Origin of the sequence: Anaplasma phagocytophilum, assembly GCF_023476575.1 — a bacterium.
Lineage (GTDB): Bacteria > Pseudomonadota > Alphaproteobacteria > Rickettsiales > Anaplasmataceae > Anaplasma > Anaplasma phagocytophilum_A.
Genome location: NZ_JAHLEX010000011.1, coordinates 1 through 20,626, shown reverse-complemented (window position 1 = coordinate 20,626; position 20,626 = coordinate 1). Strand labels below are relative to the sequence as shown.

At 42.3% G+C, this 20,626-nt stretch carries 18 protein-coding genes; 13 read left to right on the top strand and 5 right to left on the bottom strand.

Annotated features, from left to right (window positions below; translation table 11 throughout):
• The 4 genes from KPX09_RS01280 to rpsL all read right to left on the bottom strand — a co-directional run.
• The coding region (locus tag KPX09_RS01280) for a GTP-binding protein (RefSeq protein WP_249548604.1) at positions 1-126 on the bottom strand (126 nt) is incomplete at its 3' end.
• Between the two features lie 8 nt (positions 127-134).
• The gene (gene fusA, locus KPX09_RS01275; protein ID WP_249548601.1) at positions 135-2,207 is read right to left on the bottom strand and encodes an elongation factor G; all 2,073 of its coding nucleotides are present in this window, start codon (positions 2,205-2,207) and stop codon (positions 135-137) included.
• Between the two features lie 36 nt (positions 2,208-2,243).
• Entirely contained in the window at positions 2,244-2,726 is a 483-nt protein-coding gene (gene rpsG, locus KPX09_RS01270; RefSeq protein ID WP_249548600.1) for a 30S ribosomal protein S7, read from the bottom strand.
• 16 nt (positions 2,727-2,742) lie between these two features.
• Complete coding sequence (gene rpsL, locus KPX09_RS01265) at positions 2,743-3,117, bottom strand: 30S ribosomal protein S12 (RefSeq protein WP_249548599.1); 375 nt, start codon at positions 3,115-3,117, stop codon at positions 2,743-2,745.
• 1,021 nt (positions 3,118-4,138) lie between these two features.
• On the opposite strand from rpsL, the gene KPX09_RS01260 reads away from it, so the two are divergent.
• From KPX09_RS01260 to KPX09_RS01230, 7 genes are all read left to right on the top strand, one after another.
• Complete coding sequence (locus tag KPX09_RS01260; protein ID WP_249548598.1) at positions 4,139-5,770, top strand: ribonuclease J; 1,632 nt, start codon at positions 4,139-4,141, stop codon at positions 5,768-5,770.
• On the top strand, positions 5,760-7,067 hold the full coding sequence (locus KPX09_RS01255) for a translocation protein TolB (RefSeq protein ID WP_249548597.1): 1,308 nt from the start codon (positions 5,760-5,762) through the stop codon (positions 7,065-7,067). Before KPX09_RS01260 ends, KPX09_RS01255 begins: the two co-directional genes overlap by 11 nt.
• Positions 7,068-7,300: 233 nt before the next feature.
• Complete coding sequence (locus KPX09_RS01250) at positions 7,301-7,483, top strand: hypothetical protein (protein WP_249548596.1); 183 nt, start codon at positions 7,301-7,303, stop codon at positions 7,481-7,483.
• 309 nt (positions 7,484-7,792) lie between these two features.
• Entirely contained in the window at positions 7,793-7,966 is a 174-nt protein-coding gene (locus KPX09_RS01245) for a hypothetical protein (RefSeq protein ID WP_249548595.1), read from the top strand.
• A 583-nt stretch (positions 7,967-8,549) separates the two neighbouring features.
• Positions 8,550-8,903 carry a hypothetical protein gene (locus tag KPX09_RS01240; RefSeq protein WP_249548594.1) on the top strand — a complete coding sequence of 118 codons (354 nt, stop codon included), beginning with the start codon at positions 8,550-8,552 and terminating at the stop codon, positions 8,901-8,903.
• A gap of 711 nt (positions 8,904-9,614) precedes the next feature.
• Positions 9,615-10,271, top strand: a complete 657-nt coding sequence (locus KPX09_RS01235; protein ID WP_249548593.1) for a COQ9 family protein — start codon at positions 9,615-9,617, stop codon at positions 10,269-10,271.
• Positions 10,272-10,355: 84 nt separating this feature from the next.
• Positions 10,356-11,897, top strand: a complete 1,542-nt coding sequence (locus KPX09_RS01230) for an HlyD family type I secretion periplasmic adaptor subunit (protein ID WP_249548603.1) — start codon at positions 10,356-10,358, stop codon at positions 11,895-11,897.
• 388 nt (positions 11,898-12,285) lie between these two features.
• On the opposite strand, the gene KPX09_RS01225 is transcribed toward KPX09_RS01230, so the two are convergent.
• Positions 12,286-13,920, bottom strand: coding sequence for an ABC transporter permease (locus KPX09_RS01225; RefSeq protein WP_275973572.1), 1,635 nt, complete (start codon positions 13,918-13,920; stop codon positions 12,286-12,288).
• A gap of 1,111 nt (positions 13,921-15,031) precedes the next feature.
• On the opposite strand from KPX09_RS01225, the gene KPX09_RS01220 reads away from it, so the two are divergent.
• From KPX09_RS01220 to sucD, 6 genes are all read left to right on the top strand, one after another.
• Positions 15,032-16,048, top strand: coding sequence for an NAD(P)H-dependent flavin oxidoreductase (locus KPX09_RS01220; protein ID WP_249548592.1), 1,017 nt, complete (start codon positions 15,032-15,034; stop codon positions 16,046-16,048).
• A 165-nt stretch (positions 16,049-16,213) separates the two neighbouring features.
• The gene (locus KPX09_RS01215) at positions 16,214-16,843 is read left to right on the top strand and encodes an SCO family protein (protein WP_249548591.1); all 630 of its coding nucleotides are present in this window, start codon (positions 16,214-16,216) and stop codon (positions 16,841-16,843) included.
• Between the two features lie 50 nt (positions 16,844-16,893).
• On the top strand, positions 16,894-17,913 hold the full coding sequence (locus tag KPX09_RS01210; RefSeq protein WP_410518468.1) for a substrate-binding domain-containing protein: 1,020 nt from the start codon (positions 16,894-16,896) through the stop codon (positions 17,911-17,913).
• Positions 17,914-18,024: 111 nt separating this feature from the next.
• On the top strand, positions 18,025-18,300 hold the full coding sequence (gene rpsU / locus KPX09_RS01205; RefSeq protein ID WP_249548589.1) for a 30S ribosomal protein S21: 276 nt from the start codon (positions 18,025-18,027) through the stop codon (positions 18,298-18,300).
• An 81-nt stretch (positions 18,301-18,381) separates the two neighbouring features.
• On the top strand, positions 18,382-19,548 hold the full coding sequence (sucC, locus tag KPX09_RS01200) for an ADP-forming succinate--CoA ligase subunit beta (RefSeq protein ID WP_249548588.1): 1,167 nt from the start codon (positions 18,382-18,384) through the stop codon (positions 19,546-19,548).
• An 8-nt stretch (positions 19,549-19,556) separates the two neighbouring features.
• Positions 19,557-20,444 (top strand): succinate--CoA ligase subunit alpha, encoded by an 888-nt coding sequence (gene sucD / locus KPX09_RS01195; protein WP_249548587.1) that lies wholly within the window; start codon positions 19,557-19,559, stop codon positions 20,442-20,444.
• Positions 20,445-20,626: the final 182 nt, after the last annotated feature.

The window sequence follows — 20,626 nt, the reverse complement described above, 5'->3', positions numbered from 1 at the left end:
CACTTTATTCGCGCCACTTAGCTTCCTAGCCAGAACAGTAGTTAACGCAGCCGTAAGCGTTGTCTTACCGTGATCCACGTGCCCTATTGTCCCTACGTTTATATGCGGCTTCCTTCCTTCTGACATAACAATACCTACTTCTTCACATCATTAACAACAACGTTCTCAGGCACCCTTTCATAACGAGCAAAGAACATACTATACTGCGCCCTACCCTGAGACATAGAACGCAAATCCTTAACATATCCAAACATGCTACCAAGAGGTATAAATGCAGTAATCAACTTAGCGTTGTGCCTATCCTGCATCTCAGAAACTTTACCCCTTCTACTATTTACATCCCCTATCACATCTCCCATATATTCATCGGGAGTAATAATCTCTACCCTCATTATAGGCTCAAGCAATACCGGAGCCGCCTTGCTTGCCATCTCCCGAAATGCCCCCTTTGCCGCCAACTCAAACGCCAATGGACTAGAGTCAACTTCATGGAACGCACCATCGAACAAAGTAGCCTTAAAATCAATTAAGGGGAACCCCGCTATAATCCCCGTTTCCTTTATTAACTCTAAACCATTCTGAACACCAGGTATATACTCCTTAGGAATCGCACCGCAGGTAATCTTATTCTCAAATTCAAAACCAGAACCCGGAGGAAGAGGCTCAAACAATATGTTGACCTTAGCGAACTGCCCCGCACCACCTGTTTGCTTTTTGTGAACATACTCAATTTCCGCAGCTTTAGTTATAGTCTCCCTATAGGCAACTTGAGGAGCACCAACTGACGCCTCTACCCCAAACTCGCGCCTCATTCTGTCCACTATAATTTCCAGATGCAACTCTCCCATACCCTTCAGTATGGTTTGCCCACTCTCATTATTTACAAAGACTTTCAAAGAAGGGTCTTCCGCAACCAATCTACTAAGCGCCATACCCATCTTCTCCTGATCAGCAGTAGACACAGGCTCAATAGCAAGCTCCATCACTGATTCGGGGAAATCCATCTTCTCCAATATCACAGGAAAATTCTGATCACATAACGTATCACCTGTAGTAGTCTTCTTAAGCCCAGCTAGCGCCGCAATATCACCAGCCCTTATCTCACTTATATCTTCCCTGTTATTCGCGTGCATTAACAGAATCCTGCCCACAGACTCCGTGTGCCCCTTACTAGAATTCAACACAACAGATTTGCCCGTCAACCTTCCCGAGTAAACCCGGACAAAAGTTAAGCTACCCACAAACCTGTCTACCATCACCTTAAATGCAAGAGCAACGAACTTCCCATCCTCAGAAGTCGTGATTCGCATAACCTGATCCGGATCCTTAGCACTAACCCCCTCTATAGTAGGTATGTCACCAGGAGAAGGCAAGTAATCAACGACAGCATCCAAGAGAGGCTGCACCCCCTTGTTCTTAAAAGCTGACCCACACAAAACCGGAACAAAGTTGGAGCCAATAACCCCAGCCCGTATACACTTCTTCAATAGTGAAACCGATATCTCCTGCCCGTCAAGGTACATAGACATAGCCTCATCATCCACTTCAACAGCCGTTTCAAGAAGCTTAGATCTATATTTATTAGCTTCCTCTAACATACCTTCAGGTATATCGCCATAACGGAACTTCGCACCTAACGAATCTTCCTCCCAGATTATTGACCGCATTTCCACCAGATCAACAACCCCAACAAATCCTTTATCTACCCCTATAGGTAATTGCAACACAAGCGGCACTGCACCCAATCTATCGACAATCATATCGACACAAGTATAAAAGTCAGCACCCACCCTATCCATCTTATTGACAAAGCAAATACGCGGAACGTCGTACCTATCAGCTTGACGCCACACCGTCTCTGATTGCGGCTCTACACCCGCAACACCGTCAAACACAGCTACAGCACCATCCAGTACCCGCAGAGATCTCTCTACCTCTACAGTAAAATCAACGTGCCCAGGTGTATCGATTATGTTTATTCTGCATCCATTCCAAAAACACGTAGTAGCAGCAGATGTTATCGTAATGCCCCGCTCCTTCTCCTGCTCCATCCAGTCCATAGATGCAGCACCCTCATGAACTTCCCCTATCCTGTTCTGCTTCCCAGTGTAAAAAAGTATGCGCTCCGTCGTAGTAGTCTTTCCCGCATCTATGTGCGCCATTATCCCTATATTCCTACACTTAGATAAATCACCCTTACCACTCACACCCCATACTCCCTGCTAAGAACACAAAAAAAATTGCTAAAATCTAAAATGCGAAAATGCTTTATTAGCTTCAGCCATCCTATATTTTTCTTCCTTAATCTTACATGCACCACCGCGCTTATTGTAAGCTTCCATCAGCTCATTGCACAAACAACTCATGTAAGTTTTGTTTGTACGCTTGCGACCAGCACGAGCCGCCTTCACAATCCAACGTAACGCAAGAGAAGTAGACCTATCCTCCCGCACCTCAACAGGAATCTGGTACGTAACACCACCTACTCTCCTAGAGCGAACTTCCATCTTAGGCATAACATTCGCTACCGCCGTATTAAAGATGGCAACACCACTCTCACCCTGCAAGCGTGACTCCGCCATCTTTAGTGCACCAAAAACAATCTTCTCAGCCAGAGCTTTCTTACCCTGATACATAACAACATTCACAAAGCGAGCCAATAGGACATTACCTGAACATCCTTCTGTAGCTACCGCCCTTCTAACAACCCTTCTACGACGAGACATATATCACCACAAAAAATCAGCTTCCCCGCTTTACCCCGTACTTAGATCTAGCCTTCTTCCTACCTTGAACACCTTTGGTATCCAATGCACCACGCACTATATGATAGCGCACACCAGGAAGATCTTTAACACGGCCACCTCTAATTAAAACTACAGAGTGCTCCTGCAAGTTGTGCCCCTCACCAGGAATATACGCAATAACCTCACTACCGTAACCCGCTATCCTAACACGCGCCACCTTACGTAACGCAGAGTTCGGCTTTTTCGGCGTAGTAGTATAAACCTTCACACACACCGCCCTCTTCTGCGGATTGTGCTGCAAAGCTGGAGCCTTATTAGCCGATATACTAGGCTTTCTGGGACGACGAACTAATTGATTAATCGTGGGCATGTAAAAACCTAAAATCACTATGAAAAGCGCTACCCACGCACCCGGAGATAGCGAAAGCAGCTCTACTTATAAGGGAATCGTAACCCTTAGTCAATACAATTCTGATTTTTTTTCATCCACTTTCTTCAGATAATACAGCTCAGATTTACTACGCAATGTATTGGGCATCTATACCGAGTATGCTTCTCAAACATTGCGCTTTTATGCGCTGTTTCGTAGGTAGGTATAAGCAAGCCAAAAATATACAACAGGGCTATGTGATTTTCTCTACAAACTGTGCTGCGTACTTTTGGAATTCATTTCCCAAACCCTCGAAAGAAAAACTTCTGTTGAGTTTACGTAGCCTCTCGATATGACACATGTACTTTTAGGCTTTTGCTAGGGGGCTAATTTTAAGATACGACCACGTATATGCATTGCGTCCGGTTAGAGATTTGACTTGCGCTTCCTTTTAATTATGAGTAGCAGCCAGAGCACATAATTCGTGCCACCCCTAATGTATCGCTATATCTATATATAGTGTGGGAGCACTTAAAAAGTCCATTACCACAATTATGTGGTTCTGCATTCATTACAATGCTTATAAAGCTTTGCCTTTCAGCAGTGCTATAAGCTTTTCTCGTCCGAATTTCTATACATTTTAAGGACTGCTCTATGGCTTGACTTGTTATCCTTAGTATACCAGTAAGTATTTCTGCTTCGATCTGCTTTAGAGAAATTCACTATAGCTTTGGTATTTTGTCATAGTAGATATCTCTGATAAGGCAGCTTGGTATAACGAATGTATTTCTCTGGAGACTGAACATGTGCTTTGCTAAAATTATCGTGTGGAAAATTGAATTGCGGTGCACAAATTGCAGTGCTCTTTAATATGCTAGTATAGTACCAGTAAATGCTCCTCTATTCCGCAATATATCTAAAAGTCAAAAATGGCTTGGTGGGGCCTATATTCATGTTTTTTCTTTAAAAACGTAAGCATCCATGCTACTTATGGTGCGTTTTGTGGCGCTTGTATTTTGTAATGTATGTAGACGATAGTAAGTTTTTGTTCCTGCCTCTGGGTGGTGTGGGAAAGATTGGTATGAATGTTTCGCTTTACCATGTTCATGGTAAATGGATAATGATAGATCTAGGCGCTGGGTTTGCAGATCCTGATAGCATGCCAGGTGTGGATTTGGTTGTTGCTGATATTAGCTTCATAAGGGAAAGGCGTAAAGATCTCATAGGTGTGGTTTTGACTCATGCACATGAAGATCATATAGGGGCTATCCCTTACCTCTGGGAAGATCTCAGATGCCCCATATATGCCACAAAGTTCACTGCATCTTTTGTAAGATCAAAGGTAGAACAGTTTTCCTTAAGTATACCAATAGTGGAGGTTGATCCCGGTGTGCCTTTGGAGCTTGGGCCTTTCACATTGGAGTTCGTGAGTATGACGCACTCTATACCGGAGATGCACTCTATTGCAGTACGTACAGACTTGGGAAGTGTTCTACATACAGGAGATTGGAAGCTAGATACCAATCCTGTAATTGGTTCGGTATCAGATTTAGAAAAGCTGAAGCGCCTCGGTGATGATGGTGTTTTGGCAGTTGTTTCTGATTCCACCAACATATTTACTGAGGGAACTTCAGGGTCTGAAGGCAGCCTGCATGATAGCATACTTGATATCGTTAAACGTTGTAAAAATAGGGTTGCTATTTCGTTATTCGCTTCTAACGTAGCCAGAATATCTACTCTCAGTAGGATAGCTAAAGAGACTGGAAGGAAGGTGGTGGTACTGGGTAGATCTTTGTCGCGAGCTTTGGGGGCTGCACATGAATGTGGCTATCTTGATGATCCGGAAAACTTTCTTGATGGACGTGAGAATATAAATCTACCTAAGGAGAAGGTTCTCTATCTTTGTACAGGGTGCCAAGGCGAGCCTATGGCTGCTACTGCACGTTTAGCTAATGGTTCGCATCCATCTGCGACACTCGAAAGTGGTGATACTGTCATTTTTTCCTCTAAGATTATTCCTGGAAATGAAAGACGTATCTTCCGGGTTTTCAACAAGCTAGTTCAGCAAGGTGTGGAGGTTGTTACTGAATTCACTGAATCAGTGCACGTATCGGGGCACCCGTCGAGGACTGATGTGCGTACTCTGTATTCTCTGCTGAAGCCCAAGTTGTGTCTGCCTGTACACGGTGAGTACATACACATGCATGAGCATGCACGTTTGGCTGAGGAATGTGGTATAGAACGTTGTATTGTTTCTTCTCCTGGAAACGTGATAGATTTGGTAGAGAGGAAGGTGATAGATACTGTAGACTGTGGAGTTTACGGTGTTGATGGAGAGTTCTTGAGATCTGCTGACGACAGTGTAATAAGTGCCCGTAGAAAGATGCGTGATGCTGGTGCTGTTATTGTGACGCTGTTGATGAATAGGGAGCACCAATTGGTCAGGGAGCCTCTTGTGATTGCACCGGGAGCTCTAGATAGTACGGAAGATCATGTACTACTGAATGGAGTGGCTCGGAAAATTAGTGCGGGGATTGCGGGTCGTAAACCTAAAAACATCAAGGGTTATATAAGAAATTTGGTTTTTGCTTTTCTTAAAGACGTGGTAAAGGGCAAGCCATTGGTGGAAGTACAGTTGGAATATGTCTGTTAAGCTTGGGATCGCTACGTTTTTCTTATTTTTGTTATTCTGTTGTGATGGTGCTATTGCCTCTTTGCGTCTGAATATCACTAAGGGCAACACTGGGAAACTCAGTATAGCTTTTGCGCCCTTACACTCTTTCGAGAGCAATTTAGCACAGAAGATAGGGGAGAGTTGCACAGATATCATCTTAAGGGACTTGAACAACACAGGGTTATTTGATGCACGTATTGAGATTCTTGATCCTACCTCAGATGGCGCAGCTTACTCCAATGTATGGAGAGAATTGAAGCATGACATCCTGCTTACAGGTAATGTTCAAGAGCTTTCACACGGAAGGATGGGTATCAAGTTATTTGTGTGGGATGTAGCTGCGGAAAAAAAATTGTCTGGCAAGTCTTTTAACTTTGAAATAGGAGGTTGGCGTCGCGCTGCTCATACCGTTGCAGATCATATTTATACCAGGGTTACAGGCAATGGAGGGTACTTCGACACAAGAATTGCATACATCACGGATGTGCTGGGTGAGAGAAGGATAGCCATGATGGATTATGATGGAGCTAACAGTGTTTATGCTTCTATAGAGAATAATGGATGGCTATCTTTTCCCAGGTTTTCTCCTGATACAAAAAGCATTGTGTACACACTAACATCGCGGTCTTCTCCTTTTGGGAGAGTTATGTTGTACGATATGAGAAGAGAGGTTTCTTCGTTGCTCATAGGCATGTCTGGTAGTGTGTCGTCGGTGAGATTTTCACCTAGCGGACGAGCAATCTTGCTATCAGAATCGATTAATGGGAGTACTAACATATACTCCTTTAGTCTCGTAAACAAAAAACTTACGAGACTGACCTCAGATGAGTTCATGAACACATCTGCTTCTTATTCCCCTGACGAGAAATCTATAGTATATGCTTCGGACCGAGAAGGCGGTTCTCATCTCTATGTTATGGATGCTGATGGGAGTAACCCACGCAAGATAAGCTCAGGCTCAGGAAGGTACATGTCTCCTGTATGGTCTCCTAACGGAACTTGGATAGCATTTACTAAGGTTAAAGGTGCTCGTTGTTATATTGGAATCATGCGTCCTAATGGTAGTAAGGAAAGAATGATAGCGTCGGATTGTTTCGTTGAAGGACCGTCTTGGGCGCCGTATGGTCAAGCAGTTTTATATACTAAATATGTTCACAGAGCGGAGCATTTGATCACAGAACTTGCTATGATAGACTTATCAAGCATGACTAGAAGGGCTATACATACTCCAAGCGAGGCCTTGATCGCACATTGGTCAAATTCAATGCAAAATTAGTTAGTAAGTCGTATACGTTATTCTTGACACGACATTACACAGCGCTTTGTTGAGTTCAACTGTTCAATTTATATTGAAGATGTGCTAGGAGTAATATTCAAGCAGGGCTTTTACGCGTGGTTTCATCAAATTCCAAATAGTGAGTTATCCTTGAGGTAGTTTATAATCAGGCGCGGGATGCCTACGCTGAGGATGGATTTTTTGCGCTTACCGGTGTCGAAGCTATAAAGGAGTTGCTGACTCGTCTTGATTTGGAGGCTATTAGGGCTACTTTGAGGAACGAGCTAGAGTCAATACCTAGTCGTGCTTTGTTGGGCTTGACTGTTTACTCCATGTTCGAAGCTGTGCTTGAAGAAGCATATGCATTACTACCATTAGCGCAAGAGAAATCCAGCATTGCACGAGATACGCATTAAAACTCGCCAAAGCGATACCCCTGTATCAAAAACTATACAGGTTTCTTTGCCGCAATTCTTGCTAGATACTCCACCCAAAAAGCTCCCTATAATTATTTAAGCACACTTGATCCTTATCTCTTTTGCAACCTCTTATTTATTTTTACTACTCGCATAAAAATACCGAAACAAGGCAGAATGTGAGATACTTCCACATAGGGAATACTCCTATGCAAGCACTGAGAAACATCCTTATGCTAGACGCGCTGAGCGCTGTATAATTATAGAATCATACGTGACAAAGTTTACCCAGGCATACGCGCTTCTGAAATGGAGAGTGCACTGAGCACTTCACGGGATACGTATAATACAGTACAACTGCACCTTGAAGAAGCTGTTACAGTACTAAAGTGCGTCAGTGCTAGCCTACTGTTAAATCTGATGCTTACGGCTGAGTTACACAAAACAGCACTGCATTACCTAGTGGAAGCAGGACGTATTTGAAAAGCACAAAACAGACAAGGTTCTTGTGTCGTAGTAGGAGCGAACTCTTCTTCTAATGGAACCCTCAGCTCAGGAAGGTGGCACTACTAGTTCTACACTGCAAGACTCACTGGTTATCTCTGCGCAGCAACTATCAAGTGATGAAGAAAATGAACCTACGCAGCCTCTTCAAAAACGAGCTCGGTATATCTAGTCTATATCTCAAGTATACTGAGTCCGATATCTTATTGGGGGGTTCTCTCTATAGTGAAGTTAAATACAAGTCGCAATACTACCTCTATAGAAGCGCTTTATAGCTTTTCGTATATCATCACCTACATAGTTGGCTCATATTAATGCCTTTTACATGTTGTAATATTGCTCAACAGTCAGGCTTATCATAATCACAGATACCGTTATAAGGAATGCAGCACATACAAGCATCTATCCGCTTTCTTAGGAATATGTTGAGTGAAACCTATCTTTTAGCTGTAAATAAAACTAGTCATGTCAGATGGATGATATTACGTTCCATATCTGTCACTTCCACCCATAATTATGTAGATTAGGCACTCTAGAGTAAAGGCATAATAAGCACGAAAAAATGGCTTTGAAGCCTGTATTCCCTTTAGGCATCACATTCGATTACGAGCAATGGATAGAAGAGGTACAATCTGATGAGAATGATATATACATAGCGCATGGGCGAATAACACATACTGCACAAAGACACCGTAATCCGTCACTATGGAGCATATCTCAGGACAATCATCACGTGCTATCTGGAGTGGCAGTAAAAATTTCTGGAAACGTTGTGGTGAAATTGCTCTGGCCTTTGATGAAATTCGAGCATGCAACATTCGCGCACAAAAGCACGCTAACTGATGCTAAAAACGCAAAGAATCACTCAACCGTAATGCTCAATCAAAAAATAAACACCGTGAATACAGCATCATAGACTAAGGCTCACAAGGTTGTAACATCCATAATGCAACCACAAGGGTAAAGGCTGTATTATCGTTATATTCTTCTAACACTTAAACAATGATCCAGTGCAATTTTGTCTCCGACACTAGTATAAAAAATCGGAAGCTTTACAAACTGAATTAAGCTAAAAGTGCAGCAAGCTACAATTCTTTCTACCGCGTTATCCAAGAGCATTCTCATTGCATGTTACATTATATGCTTGAGAAATATGTGTTTATATCTGGTTTTGAGTCTCAATTGTTATGCTCATTAGGACATTTGAATCATCCTGATGTAGCGCTTGTCGAGGCTTCTGAGATTTAAAAACCAAACCTTATCCTGTATACACTTATACTAATACACTATGCACGTAGAGTTGTGCTAGGGCTCTATATCCCTACCCTAAGCAAGAAAATTCCATACAAAACTTGGTAACTATATTACAATCTCAGCTGGTGAAGCATTTATCACGTTACCCTTATTGCAAGAGGTTATTGCAGTACTATATCTACAAATAGCGCGAAATTTCTTACGCAAAAAATACTCAGTGGTCTACAACAATTTCAACCTTTTAGAAACGTTATCAGAACGGTGTATTATGGAGTCTACATGCAGATATTGCAGTACTGTAAAATGGGTGTTTACTCACCGTATATGGATGGTACAATGCGCGAAGTTGGTAGCGGAAATCTGGAGCTGTACTTTGAAGAGTATTGTTACTGCTGATGACAGCATAGACGACGAAATAGAAAATATCTGTGAAGCGACAATTGCATTAATTCCCTCTTATGGGGTGACTGATCAGACCTTACTAGAGGCTTGTACGCTATTAGACATGGAAGGTAAGCTATACAAATTCCCGAATGGGATAAGAACTGTGCTTGAGCGTATGAACAAAGAGCTGATTGAGCATATAACTTCTACCTATGGCGATATCGATACCTCTAAAGTACCTAGAATAAGAGACAAGATACTCTGCCTGCTGGAAATATGCGTTCGTTACCATGCATCTTTGCCCGAGCCCAAAGCGCTGCTCAAATCTCTTGCAAACTACTATCTTACCCCCAGTAACACGTGTTTTGCCATGTCTATGGTTTTTAAAATTGCTGACACTATGTGGTATTTAACGAAGGATCCATCAACAGATTTCAACTACTATACAAAAAGAATAACTCTAGCTACGATATACCTTCTGTCTATGCTCCACATGTCTGACGATACTTCTGAAAATTTTACTTCTACTTTTGATTTCCTAAATAGACGAGTAGAAAATATTATATCTTTCTATAAATTTAAGAGCAAAATAAAGTCCATATTGCCTAAGGGCTTGGGGATATTTAATGTCAAGTTTGACAGGTAGGTCAATAATGACATCTGTTGTACATACAAAAATAAATATCTGCGGTAATCTTTTCGTGCTATTAGTTTGTGGTCTGTTGGTTCCATGCTCAGCATTATGTATAACAAGCTCTCAGGGGCTATCTCATTTCTGAAGATAGACCTTTCCCTTACTCGCCTTTTAGGACACAATTCCTTAAACAAAGAGAAGAGGGGAGATTCTTGTAATTCTAAACTCCTCAGTGTATCTTTGGCAATACTAGATGGAATAACATCCTTCATATTCAGGCTACAAAAGAAAAGAAGCGGCAACGAGGCTTTGAAGGCTTCATGGGGTCCATTGTTCATTGGTATTGTGGCAGTAGTAGGTTTTTTTGGCTGTTTTGGCATGTGGGCAGCACTAGCGCCTCTTGATGGAGCGGTTATAGCCCCAGGTGAAGTGGTTTCGTCACTCAATAGGCAGATTGTCCAACACCTGGAAGGGGGTATAGTAAAGAAAATTCTGGTTACGGAAGGTGATGCAGTAGAAAAGGAACAGCCTCTTGTATACCTGAATAGCACTGCAGCCCAAGCGAACTTGGGCATAATAAAAGAAAAACTTTTGGTATTATTGGCTACAGAAGCACGTTTAAATGCAATAAAATCGCATGCTACTACAGTGGAGTTTCCCGATGAAATATTCAAACTTTCGAGTGAAGACGTAGTAAGTAAGGTACTGGAAAATCAGAAAGAGCTGTTTTTCTCACAAAACAATAGCATTACGGGACAAATACAAATTTTGCGACAAAGAATAAAGCAGCTGCGTCAGGAGCTTGCGGGGCTTGCATCACAGCTCGAAGCTGAAGAAAAACAATACCACCTTATAGATGAAGAGCTCGAAACAAAAAAGAGCCTATTGGATGCCGGTTACATTAGCAAGCCATACCTACTGAATCTTGAGCGATTGCATGCAAATGCAGAAGGAAAGCTAGGTCATATACGTGCTACAATCGCAAGCACTGAGCAAAAAATTGGTGAAAACAGGCTGGAAATTATAAATATAACTAACACCGTGATGGATAGAGCAAATGCCGAATTAAAGGAAACTGCTTCTAGCATCACAGATCTTAGGGAACGGTTACGAGCTGCGGAGGACGTATTAGAACGCACAGTGATTAGATCGCCACAACACGGTATAGTAACGGGATTAAAATACCATACAGAAGGAGGAGTAATACCTCCAGGCGGTATTGTTATGGAAGTCGTCCCTATAGATGATGATTTTATAATAGATGCTAAGATTTCAATACGAAACATAGAAGAGATACTCTCAGCACAAACAGTGGAAGAAAATCTTGTGACCAGTGGAGAATATAGGGGGCTGAAAGCAAAGGTACGTCTAAGCGCCTTTAACATTCGTAAATTCGGGTTGATAAATGGGATAGTGACTCAGGTGTCAGCCGACGCGCTGGCTGATCCACACGGTATGCGTTATTATTCTTTACGCGTTATCATCCCCAAGTCATCACATTCCGGAAAGTTTAAAAACCTAAAGCTGTACCATGGAATGCCTGCTGAAGTCTTCGTAGTAACGCGCTCTCGCACACTGTTAGAGTACTTACTTACACCCATTACCAGCACTTTTGAAAAGGCCTTTAAAGAACGGTAAGAAGCTGAGTGATTTGTGCTGCTGTCCTTTGTTACCGCACGCCTAAATATTTTGAAGTATGTACTAGCAGCTTGGAATATATACTAGTATTTCAAGCTGCGTAACTGCTTTCCATAACATAGTGGAGTACTACTGCGTTTTTACCAACATCACATCTTAGGAATAACTTATTGTCAAAAGAGTGCTCTTCTTCAACCAATACCGATTGCTATGCAAACATCTCTCTGTCTCTGTATGCATATGCTACACCCGTGGTGACACACTTTGCCCCGAAACTAATTTCCAAGGTGAGCTGGGTGAAGAAATGGGCCAAATATCCTAGATATCGAAAACGTGCGTCTGGGAACATAATTTATTCCCAAACCTCAAGCAACTATTATTAGTGCGACTATGCCCTATACGAGTTTATCCTATTTTCCTGCACCTTATCATATTGAAATATCTGGAACAAAATGATTACAGCGATAAACCCTAAAAATACTATTGCCAATGCATATGGAGCTGCATCCATCTGACGCTCATCACCTACCAACTCATAAATGCGCGTAGATAGGGTCTCGAAGTTGAATGGTCGTATTATCAAAGTAGCAGATAATTCTTTTATAGAATCTATAAATACAAGCAAAAATCCTACAAGGATGCTCTTCTTCAGCATCGGGATGTGTACATTAATACACGTATGTACGGCTCCGTGTCCCATTAACCTGGCAGACCAATCAACTTCCCGAGGAATTTTATTGAAACCTGACTCAATAGGTCCCACAGATGCCGCAAGAAAACGAAAAGTATAAGCATATAAAAGACCTACTACAGTACCTATAAGAGCAATACCGAAAAAGTGATCATTAATAAACCTCGATACTTCTCCAAGTAGTATTACTATTCCCACTGCAGTGATAGTACTAGGAATTGCGTATCCCATGGAAAGAAACCTCACTACATAAGTAAGACCACCACGCTCTCTAGCAAAACAGGCCATTATTATTGATATGGTTACAACTATTAATGCCGCGGCAGATGAAATCCCTACACTATTCGTCAACGCAATGAAAAACTCATGCAAATTAGCTTGAGAAATTCGCTCAAATGTCCAACAGATCAATGGTACAATTGGCAAGATGAAGCCCATAAAAACTGTTAAAGTACATACTAAGTATATAAACGCTAGCACCCACTTACTATTAAAATGCCATCTATGGCAGTAATTAGTATTCATCTTGATTGTTGAATATGACGCATCTTCTCTACGTAACCATTTCTCTACGGCGATAAGACAGAACATGAGGCTTATCGCTATAAGTGCTAGTAAGCATGCAGAATACTTGTCGTGCAACAAAAACCAGTGTCTGTATATACCTGTAGTAAAAGTATTTATTGTGAGAAATTGAGGCGTCCCAAAATCTGCCACCACTTCCATAAGAACTAAAAAAATACCCGCAACAACAGAGGGCCACACTGCAGGAATAACCACAGATAATAAAATCTTGTATCTTGAACAACACAACGTAGTCGCCACAGCAACACTGTTCCTTATGGCTATGAAAGCCGTTCTCGCAAGCATATATACATATGGATATAAGTTAAACCCTATGATCAATACACAGAAAAAAAGTGACTTTACATCGGGAAAATAATAGTCTCCTTTGCCCCAGCCAAAAACTTCACGTAATGTGCTTTGCACCGGCCCTGCAAATCCGAATGTGTTCACGTATACATATGCTACTATATACCCGGGTATTGAGAGTGGTAAAAATAACGCAACTTCAAATATCCTGCGTCCTGGGAATGAATAGTAAGTTATAAACCAGGCACTCATAACCCCAACAAATAGAACTACTGCGCCAGCACCTATCATTAGCACTATGGTATTAAACGTGTACTCCGGTAACAACGTAGAGAGCAAGCTTATCCCGTTCCCTGTGTTTTCTGTCAGAAACACCATGACTAGAGAAAAAATTGGCAATGCAAACAAAACAGCTAAGGCAGCGAAAAACAGATTCCTTGAAAACCTAAGTAACACCATAGAGATGTATTGTGAATTGACTGTTGTGGAGTATAGTTTGTATTACTCCTCTGATCACTTAAAAAGTATATGTTTATCGGCTATGATCTTACGTGATAATTCCCCACCCTAACCACATTTAAAAATCCTGTAGATCCTTCTCATAGCCCCACCCATAATAGCAAACCTGCTACCTAGAAAATCTACTCCCCTTTTCCACAAATTAGCTAGCATGTAGAGATACCTAAAATTATCCTCTCAAAATCAACCTTTGCTCTAACATTAGGTACAAGACGCGCTTTTAAATCTACCTGGCAAAAAGGCCACAGAGCCTGAACAGATGCACCACTCGTGTACTTTTAGCCACACAAAGCACAGGCTCCTTGGCATTGTAATGCATTCCACAAGTACATACATCTGAACTTTTCCCTCACACACATACGTTATAGACTACGGAACCCTTAGATAAAAAATTGCCTTTCAATGCTACATTTACACTCTGTGCGTAATAGTAGTTTCAATTATCAAAAACGTATGTTAACGCGCCGATATGAAGGACTTGAAGCATGATTCATGTTCATGAATTTTCTCATAAAATGAAAATCTAGAACTCCCTGTAGTTTCACAATAAAAACAGTATCACAAATTTTTGTTGTAGGTACGTGTGACATTATGTTATATATCGGGCCGATTTGCTGGTTTTATGATGCGTAGGCGCTTTCGCGTAGTTTTGGTCTATGTGGATTTACTCGTCAGTGGCTGTGGTTTATGCGTGTTATTTTGTCGTGCTTTCTGAAGCTTGCGCGGCGTTGGTTGCCGCGTCAGTAGCTGCGGGGTAAGTTTTGTATATATCTACGTTTGTGTAAGTTTGCGGGTTTATCTGTTGTGTGTTTTTTGCTCTTACAAGTGTTAGAGTCTCCAAGCGTATGCATGTGAGGGAAAAGTTCAGATGTATGTACTTGTGGAATGCATTACAATGCCAAGGAGCCTGTGCTTTGTGTGGCTAAAAGTACACGAGTGGTGCATCTGTTCAGGCTCTGTGGCCTTTTTGCCAGGTAGATTTAAAAGCGCGTCTTGTACCTAATGTTAGAGCAAAGGTTGATTTTGAGAGGATAATTTTAGGTATCTCTACATGCTAGCTAATTTGTGGAAAAGGGGAGTAGATTTTCTAGGTAGCAGGTTTGCTATTATGGGTGGGGCTATGAGCTGGGTATCAGAGCCGTATCTAGTCTCAGCAATCTCAAATGCTGGGGGGTTTGGAGTCCTGGCATGCGGTGCGATGTCTACATCAGACTTGAAAACAGCTATAGAGAAAACGTTTGAGCTAACGTCCTTGCCTTTTGGAGTGAATCTCATAGTTATGCACCCTGACTTGGATAGTCTTATAGATACATGTTTGCAAGCCGGTGTTTCACATATTGTGCTGGCTGGAGGAATACCGAGCGGTAAAGTTATCTCAACCATAAAGAATTCTAATGCGCGTAGTATGTGCTTTGCACCCTCACTGTCTGTCGCCCGAAGGTTGGTAAGAATGGGGGTTGATGCCTTGATAATAGAGGGCATGGAGGCAGGAGGGCATATAGGTCCTGTAAGCACGTCTGTTTTGGCTCAAGAAATACTACCTTTTTTTAGAAAAAGCCCTCAATTGCGTGATGTTCCTGTATTTATTGCGGGTGGCATAGGTACTGGGGATATGATAGGGAGTTACTTGAAGATGGGTGCCTGTGGTTGTCAGATAGGCACATTGTTTGTATGTGCAAGCGAGTCAAGGGCACATAAAAACTTCAAGGAGGCGTTTATTAGATCTTCTTCTAGGGATGCAGTTCCTACTGTTCAATTAAGTGCAGAATTTCCCGTATTACCTGTTAGGGCAATAACCAATTCCGCGAGTAAGCGTTTTGCGGATTTGCAACGCGAGGTAATAGAAATGTACAATTCCGGAGAGATTTCAAAAGAAGAAGGGCAACTGCGAATTGAAAAGTTTTGGGCAGGATCCCTGCGGAAGGCGGTAGTTGATGGTGACGTGGAAGATGGGTCCTTGATGGCAGGGCAAAGCGTAGGTTTAATCAACGAGATAAGAAGTGTGAAGCAAATCGTCAGTGATCTGGTTGTTGAAGCTGAGAGTTACCTTTCTGAATGTCAATCGTAGTAGGATTTCATTTTTTGGGACGAAATTGCTATATCGCTGTGTTTTTGGGCGCTATTCACGCTGGGGTTGCTTGACCTGTATCGGCATAGGTGCTACGATGGCTTTCTATTTCTTTACCTACTGACCTAGGTGAAAGATTTTTGGGTATTCGATGAGGCTTGATAGATGAAGACTTTTAAGACTGTCTCTAACCTTCTTCTGCTGGTGGCAGCTGTGTTCTTGGGATATTCGTATATAAACAAAAAGGGAATATTTAGTGACATGAGTGCCAAATTGAGTAGTACTGACACTGTGGTTGAGCATACACCAATATTAGCTTCTTTTACTGACCTGATAAATCAAGAAGGTCAGGTTGTTAGTAGCACTGATTTTGCTGGGAAGCACATGTTGCTTATGTTCGGCTTTTCTTCATGCAAGCGTATATGCCCTGCGGAACTTGGTATGATATCGCAGCTTTTGAACAAGTTGGGTAAGGCTGCTGATAGACTTCAAGCTGTTTTCATAACTATTGATCCCAAAAATGATACTGTTGAAAGGTTGAGTGAATATCACAAAGCCTTTGATAGTCGGATTCAGATGCTGACTGGGGATGAGGAAGTTATTCGCAATATAGTGAACAATTATAAGGTGTATGTGGGTGAGTCTGGTAGCGAAGGAGATATTAATCACTCATCGTTTTTGTACTTGGTTGATGCTAACGGAAGATATGTAGAGCATTTTGCTCCTGATCTTGATGAATACGAAAGTCAAGTAGGTAGACTTTTTGATTTTATTAATAAGTACCTTAATTCTTAGTTAGGGTTATGGTGTTATAGTCTTGTGTTAGCTTTGGTGCAACCATGAGAATGGAGATTGTTCGCTTTGTCTTTTTTTTAGCGTGTGCGTTAATTTCCTGGGAAGTACAGGCTGATCACATAAGGGTTGTTGGTTCATCTTCTGTATTTCCATTCATTTCTTCTATAGCTGAAGAATTTGGAAGATTTTCTTCTTATAGAACTCCTGTAATAGAGTCTGTAGGAAGTGGGATGGGATTTAATATGTTTTGCGCAGGCGCAAATCCTGGAACTCCTGATGTAGCAATGTCGTCAAGAAAGATAAAGGATGCTGAGCTGGCTTTGTGCGCTTCTAACGGTGTACATGACGTTATAGAAATTGGGCTTGGCTATGACGGAATAGTAATTGCAAGCTCGCGACAAAAGGCTCAAATTGATCTTCGCTTGAAGGATTTATACAGTGCACTTAGTAAATACAGTCTTACGGATGAATATGGGCAAATCCCGATAAATAGGTATGGAAAATGGTCAGAGATACGCTCTGATCTGCCTGAGCACGATATTGAAGTCTATGGTCCGCATAAGAATGCTGGAACTTATGATATTCTTTTGGATTATGTAGTTAGGACAGTTTGCGTTAGCGCAAAGAATTTTGTTGATACGTATCGTGACGTTGAGGAAAGAAAAAGTATCTGTAGCGAGATTAGAAACGATGGTAAGTACATCGAAGTAGCTACAAGTGAGAATGTAATTATTCAAAAAGTTTCTAAGAATAGCAGTGCTTTTGGTATCCTGAGTTTTAGCTTTTTGATAAAAAACCAGAATGAAGTTCAGGGAAATAAAGTTGCTGGGGTTGAGCCGACTTATGAAACCATTGCCTCAGGTAAGTACGTTTTATCAAGGCCGATGTACATATATGTTAAGAAGGAGCATCTCAGCACCACTGCTGGACTTCGGGAGTTCATAAAAGAGGTGTTGCGTCCTGAGTCAATTGGTAATGACGGTTACCTAGTAAATTTAGGCTTTGTTCCTCTAACTGCAGAGAAGTTACAAGAAACTCGAAGTGTTGTGGAGAAGTTAATTGCCGAATAATGCGCTTCTGCTCTAGTTATGGCTTATTCTGCATCAATGAGAAAAGGTTTGACCACGTGGTTTGTTGTGCTATCATTCTGGACTGTGCGTTTTATTCTTTAGAGGTTGGGTTTGGTTGAAGTTGTTGTATATCATGGTGACATCGAGCAGGGCATTCGAACTTTAAAAAAGAAGCTCCAGCGTGAAGGTAAGCCTAGACAAATGAAGATTGTGCATCATGAAAAACCTTCGGAGAAGCGTGTAAGAAAACGTGATGATTGTGAGAGGCGACGCAAGAAATTGCATGGAGCGCCATCAGAGCCACAGGGTGGCAGGTTTAAGATTAGTGCTAGGCATTTTAAGATTCAGAGATCATTGATTATTGGTGAAGGGTTAAGCGCTGATTAAGGCAGGTATCTGTTTGTTTTTCGCTTTTTTGTTGAGTGTGAGATGGCACTCTGAGTTTTTGTGTTTTGTGGGGCAATAGCTGTGAATGTTCATGAATTTCAGGCCAAGGGTATACTGAGTGGCTTTGATGTCCGGGTTCCTAAGGGTGTTGTTGTTAGGTCTGTCGAAGAGGTAGATGGCGCGTTGGGAAGCTTGGGTGCGGACATAGTTGCTGTGAAAGCTCAGATTCATGCTGGCGGTAGGGGAAAAGCGGGTGGAGTAAAAATAGGAAAGACGCGTGAAGAGGTAGTAGATCTGGTTAAGAATATGCTGGGATCTGTCTTAGTGACGCATCAAACTTCGGCCGTGGGACAGAAAGTGCATGCTGTATATTTGGAAGAAGGCGTGTCAATAAAGAAGGAGTATTACCTCGGTGCGGTTGTTGATCGCAAAGTGGGGATGGTTAGTGTTATCTTATCAAGCGAAGGTGGAATGGATATAGAGGAAGTTGCTCTTAGTCGCCCTGAAATGGTGGTTGTTGTGAATGTCGATCCTATATATGGCTTTCTCGATTTTCATGGTCGGAAACTCTGCTATGGCCTTGGTTTGAAAAAGGAGAAAGTTGTTCAGATTACGGCAATAATGCGAAAAGTGTGTAGCGCTCTTGTGAAGACTGACGCAAGTCAAGTGGAGATCAATCCTCTAGTAGAGACAACATGTGGTGAGTTTATTGCTCTTGATGCAAAAATGACGTTTGATGACAATGGTTTGTTTAGACAGCCTGAGATCGTCAAATTGACTGATCCTCATGAGTATAGTGAGGAGGAGTTGGAGGCTGCAAAGTATGGGTTAAGTTATATAAAGTTGGATGGTAATATTGGCTGCATGGTAAATGGAGCTGGGTTGGCCATGGCGACTATGGATATAGTAAAATATTATGGTGGCGAGCCGGCAAATTTCTTAGATGTCGGTGGGGGTGCTAATAAGGACACAGTAAGAGAGGCATTTAAGATTATCTTACGTAGTGGGGTAGATGGTATACTGGTGAATATATTTGGCGGGATCATGCGCTGTGATGTTATAGCTGCTGGTATAATAGAGTCTGCTAAGGAAATTGGGGTGAGCGTGCCGATGGTTGTGCGGTTATCTGGTACAAATTACAAAATTGGAAAGGAGATGCTGGAGGCGTCTGGTCTTAGCATAGTGACGGCTGGAAACTTGGATGAGGCAGCTCGTTTTGTTGTAGATTTGGTCGGGAAAAGGGGGTAGCGGCTTGTATGTCGGTTCTGGTAAATAAAAAAACAAGGGTAATATGTCAGGGTTTTACGGGATCGCAGGGAACCTTTCACTCTGAGCAAGCTATAACGTATGGGACTAACATGGTGGGAGGTGTGACGCCTGGTAAGGGTGGAACTGAGCATCTCGGTCTTCCAGTGTTCGATACGGTAGCTCAAGCAAAGGAGGCGACTAGAGCTGACGCTTCTGTTATATATGTGCCAGCTGCTTTCGCTGCTGATGCAATTTTAGAGGCTCTAGAAGCAGAGATAGAGCTGATAGTTTGTATTACTGAGGGTATTCCAGTTTTGGATATGGTACGTGTAAAGCGTGCTCTACGAGGGTCTAGAAGCAGGCTTATAGGGCCGAATTGTCCTGGTATAATCACTCCTGAAGAGTGCAAGATAGGTATTATGCCTGGGTATATACATGCGAGAGGAAACGTAGGTGTGGTATCGCGATCTGGAACGTTGACCTACGAGGCTGTTGCTCAAACTACGGCTGTTGGGTTGGGGCAGTCAACTTGTATAGGAATTGGTGGTGATCCGGTGCATGGTCTTACCTTTACTGAATGCGTGGAGTTGTTCATGAATGACGACGATACGCATTGTATAGTGATGATAGGTGAAATAGGCGGTTCTGAGGAAGAGGAGGCTGTGGAGTACATGCAATCTCTTGAGAAGAAGAAGCCGATGATAGGGTTTGTAGCTGGGCAGACTGCTCCTGCGGGTCGTAGGATGGGGCATGCTGGTGCTATAACTTCTGGAAGTACTGGTACTGCAAGGGGAAAGATTGGGTTTATGGAGCGTGCTGGGGTTGTAGTTGCTGCTACTCCTGCTGTGATAGGAAAAACTGTGCTCGAGGTAATGCAGTCTCATGGGCTTGTGTAAATTTGCACTCTGGCATGTAGTTTGACTTCAGAGTTATGCTAAGGGGTCCATGCGAGCTTTCCTAGTATCGTGGTTGGATCTGCGCGAACGGTAATGCCTGCTGTGTGGGTGTTCTGCAACACAACGTAGAGTTTTGTAGATAGCAATACAAGGTGGAATCTTTGGAGAGCTGTGGGTGCATT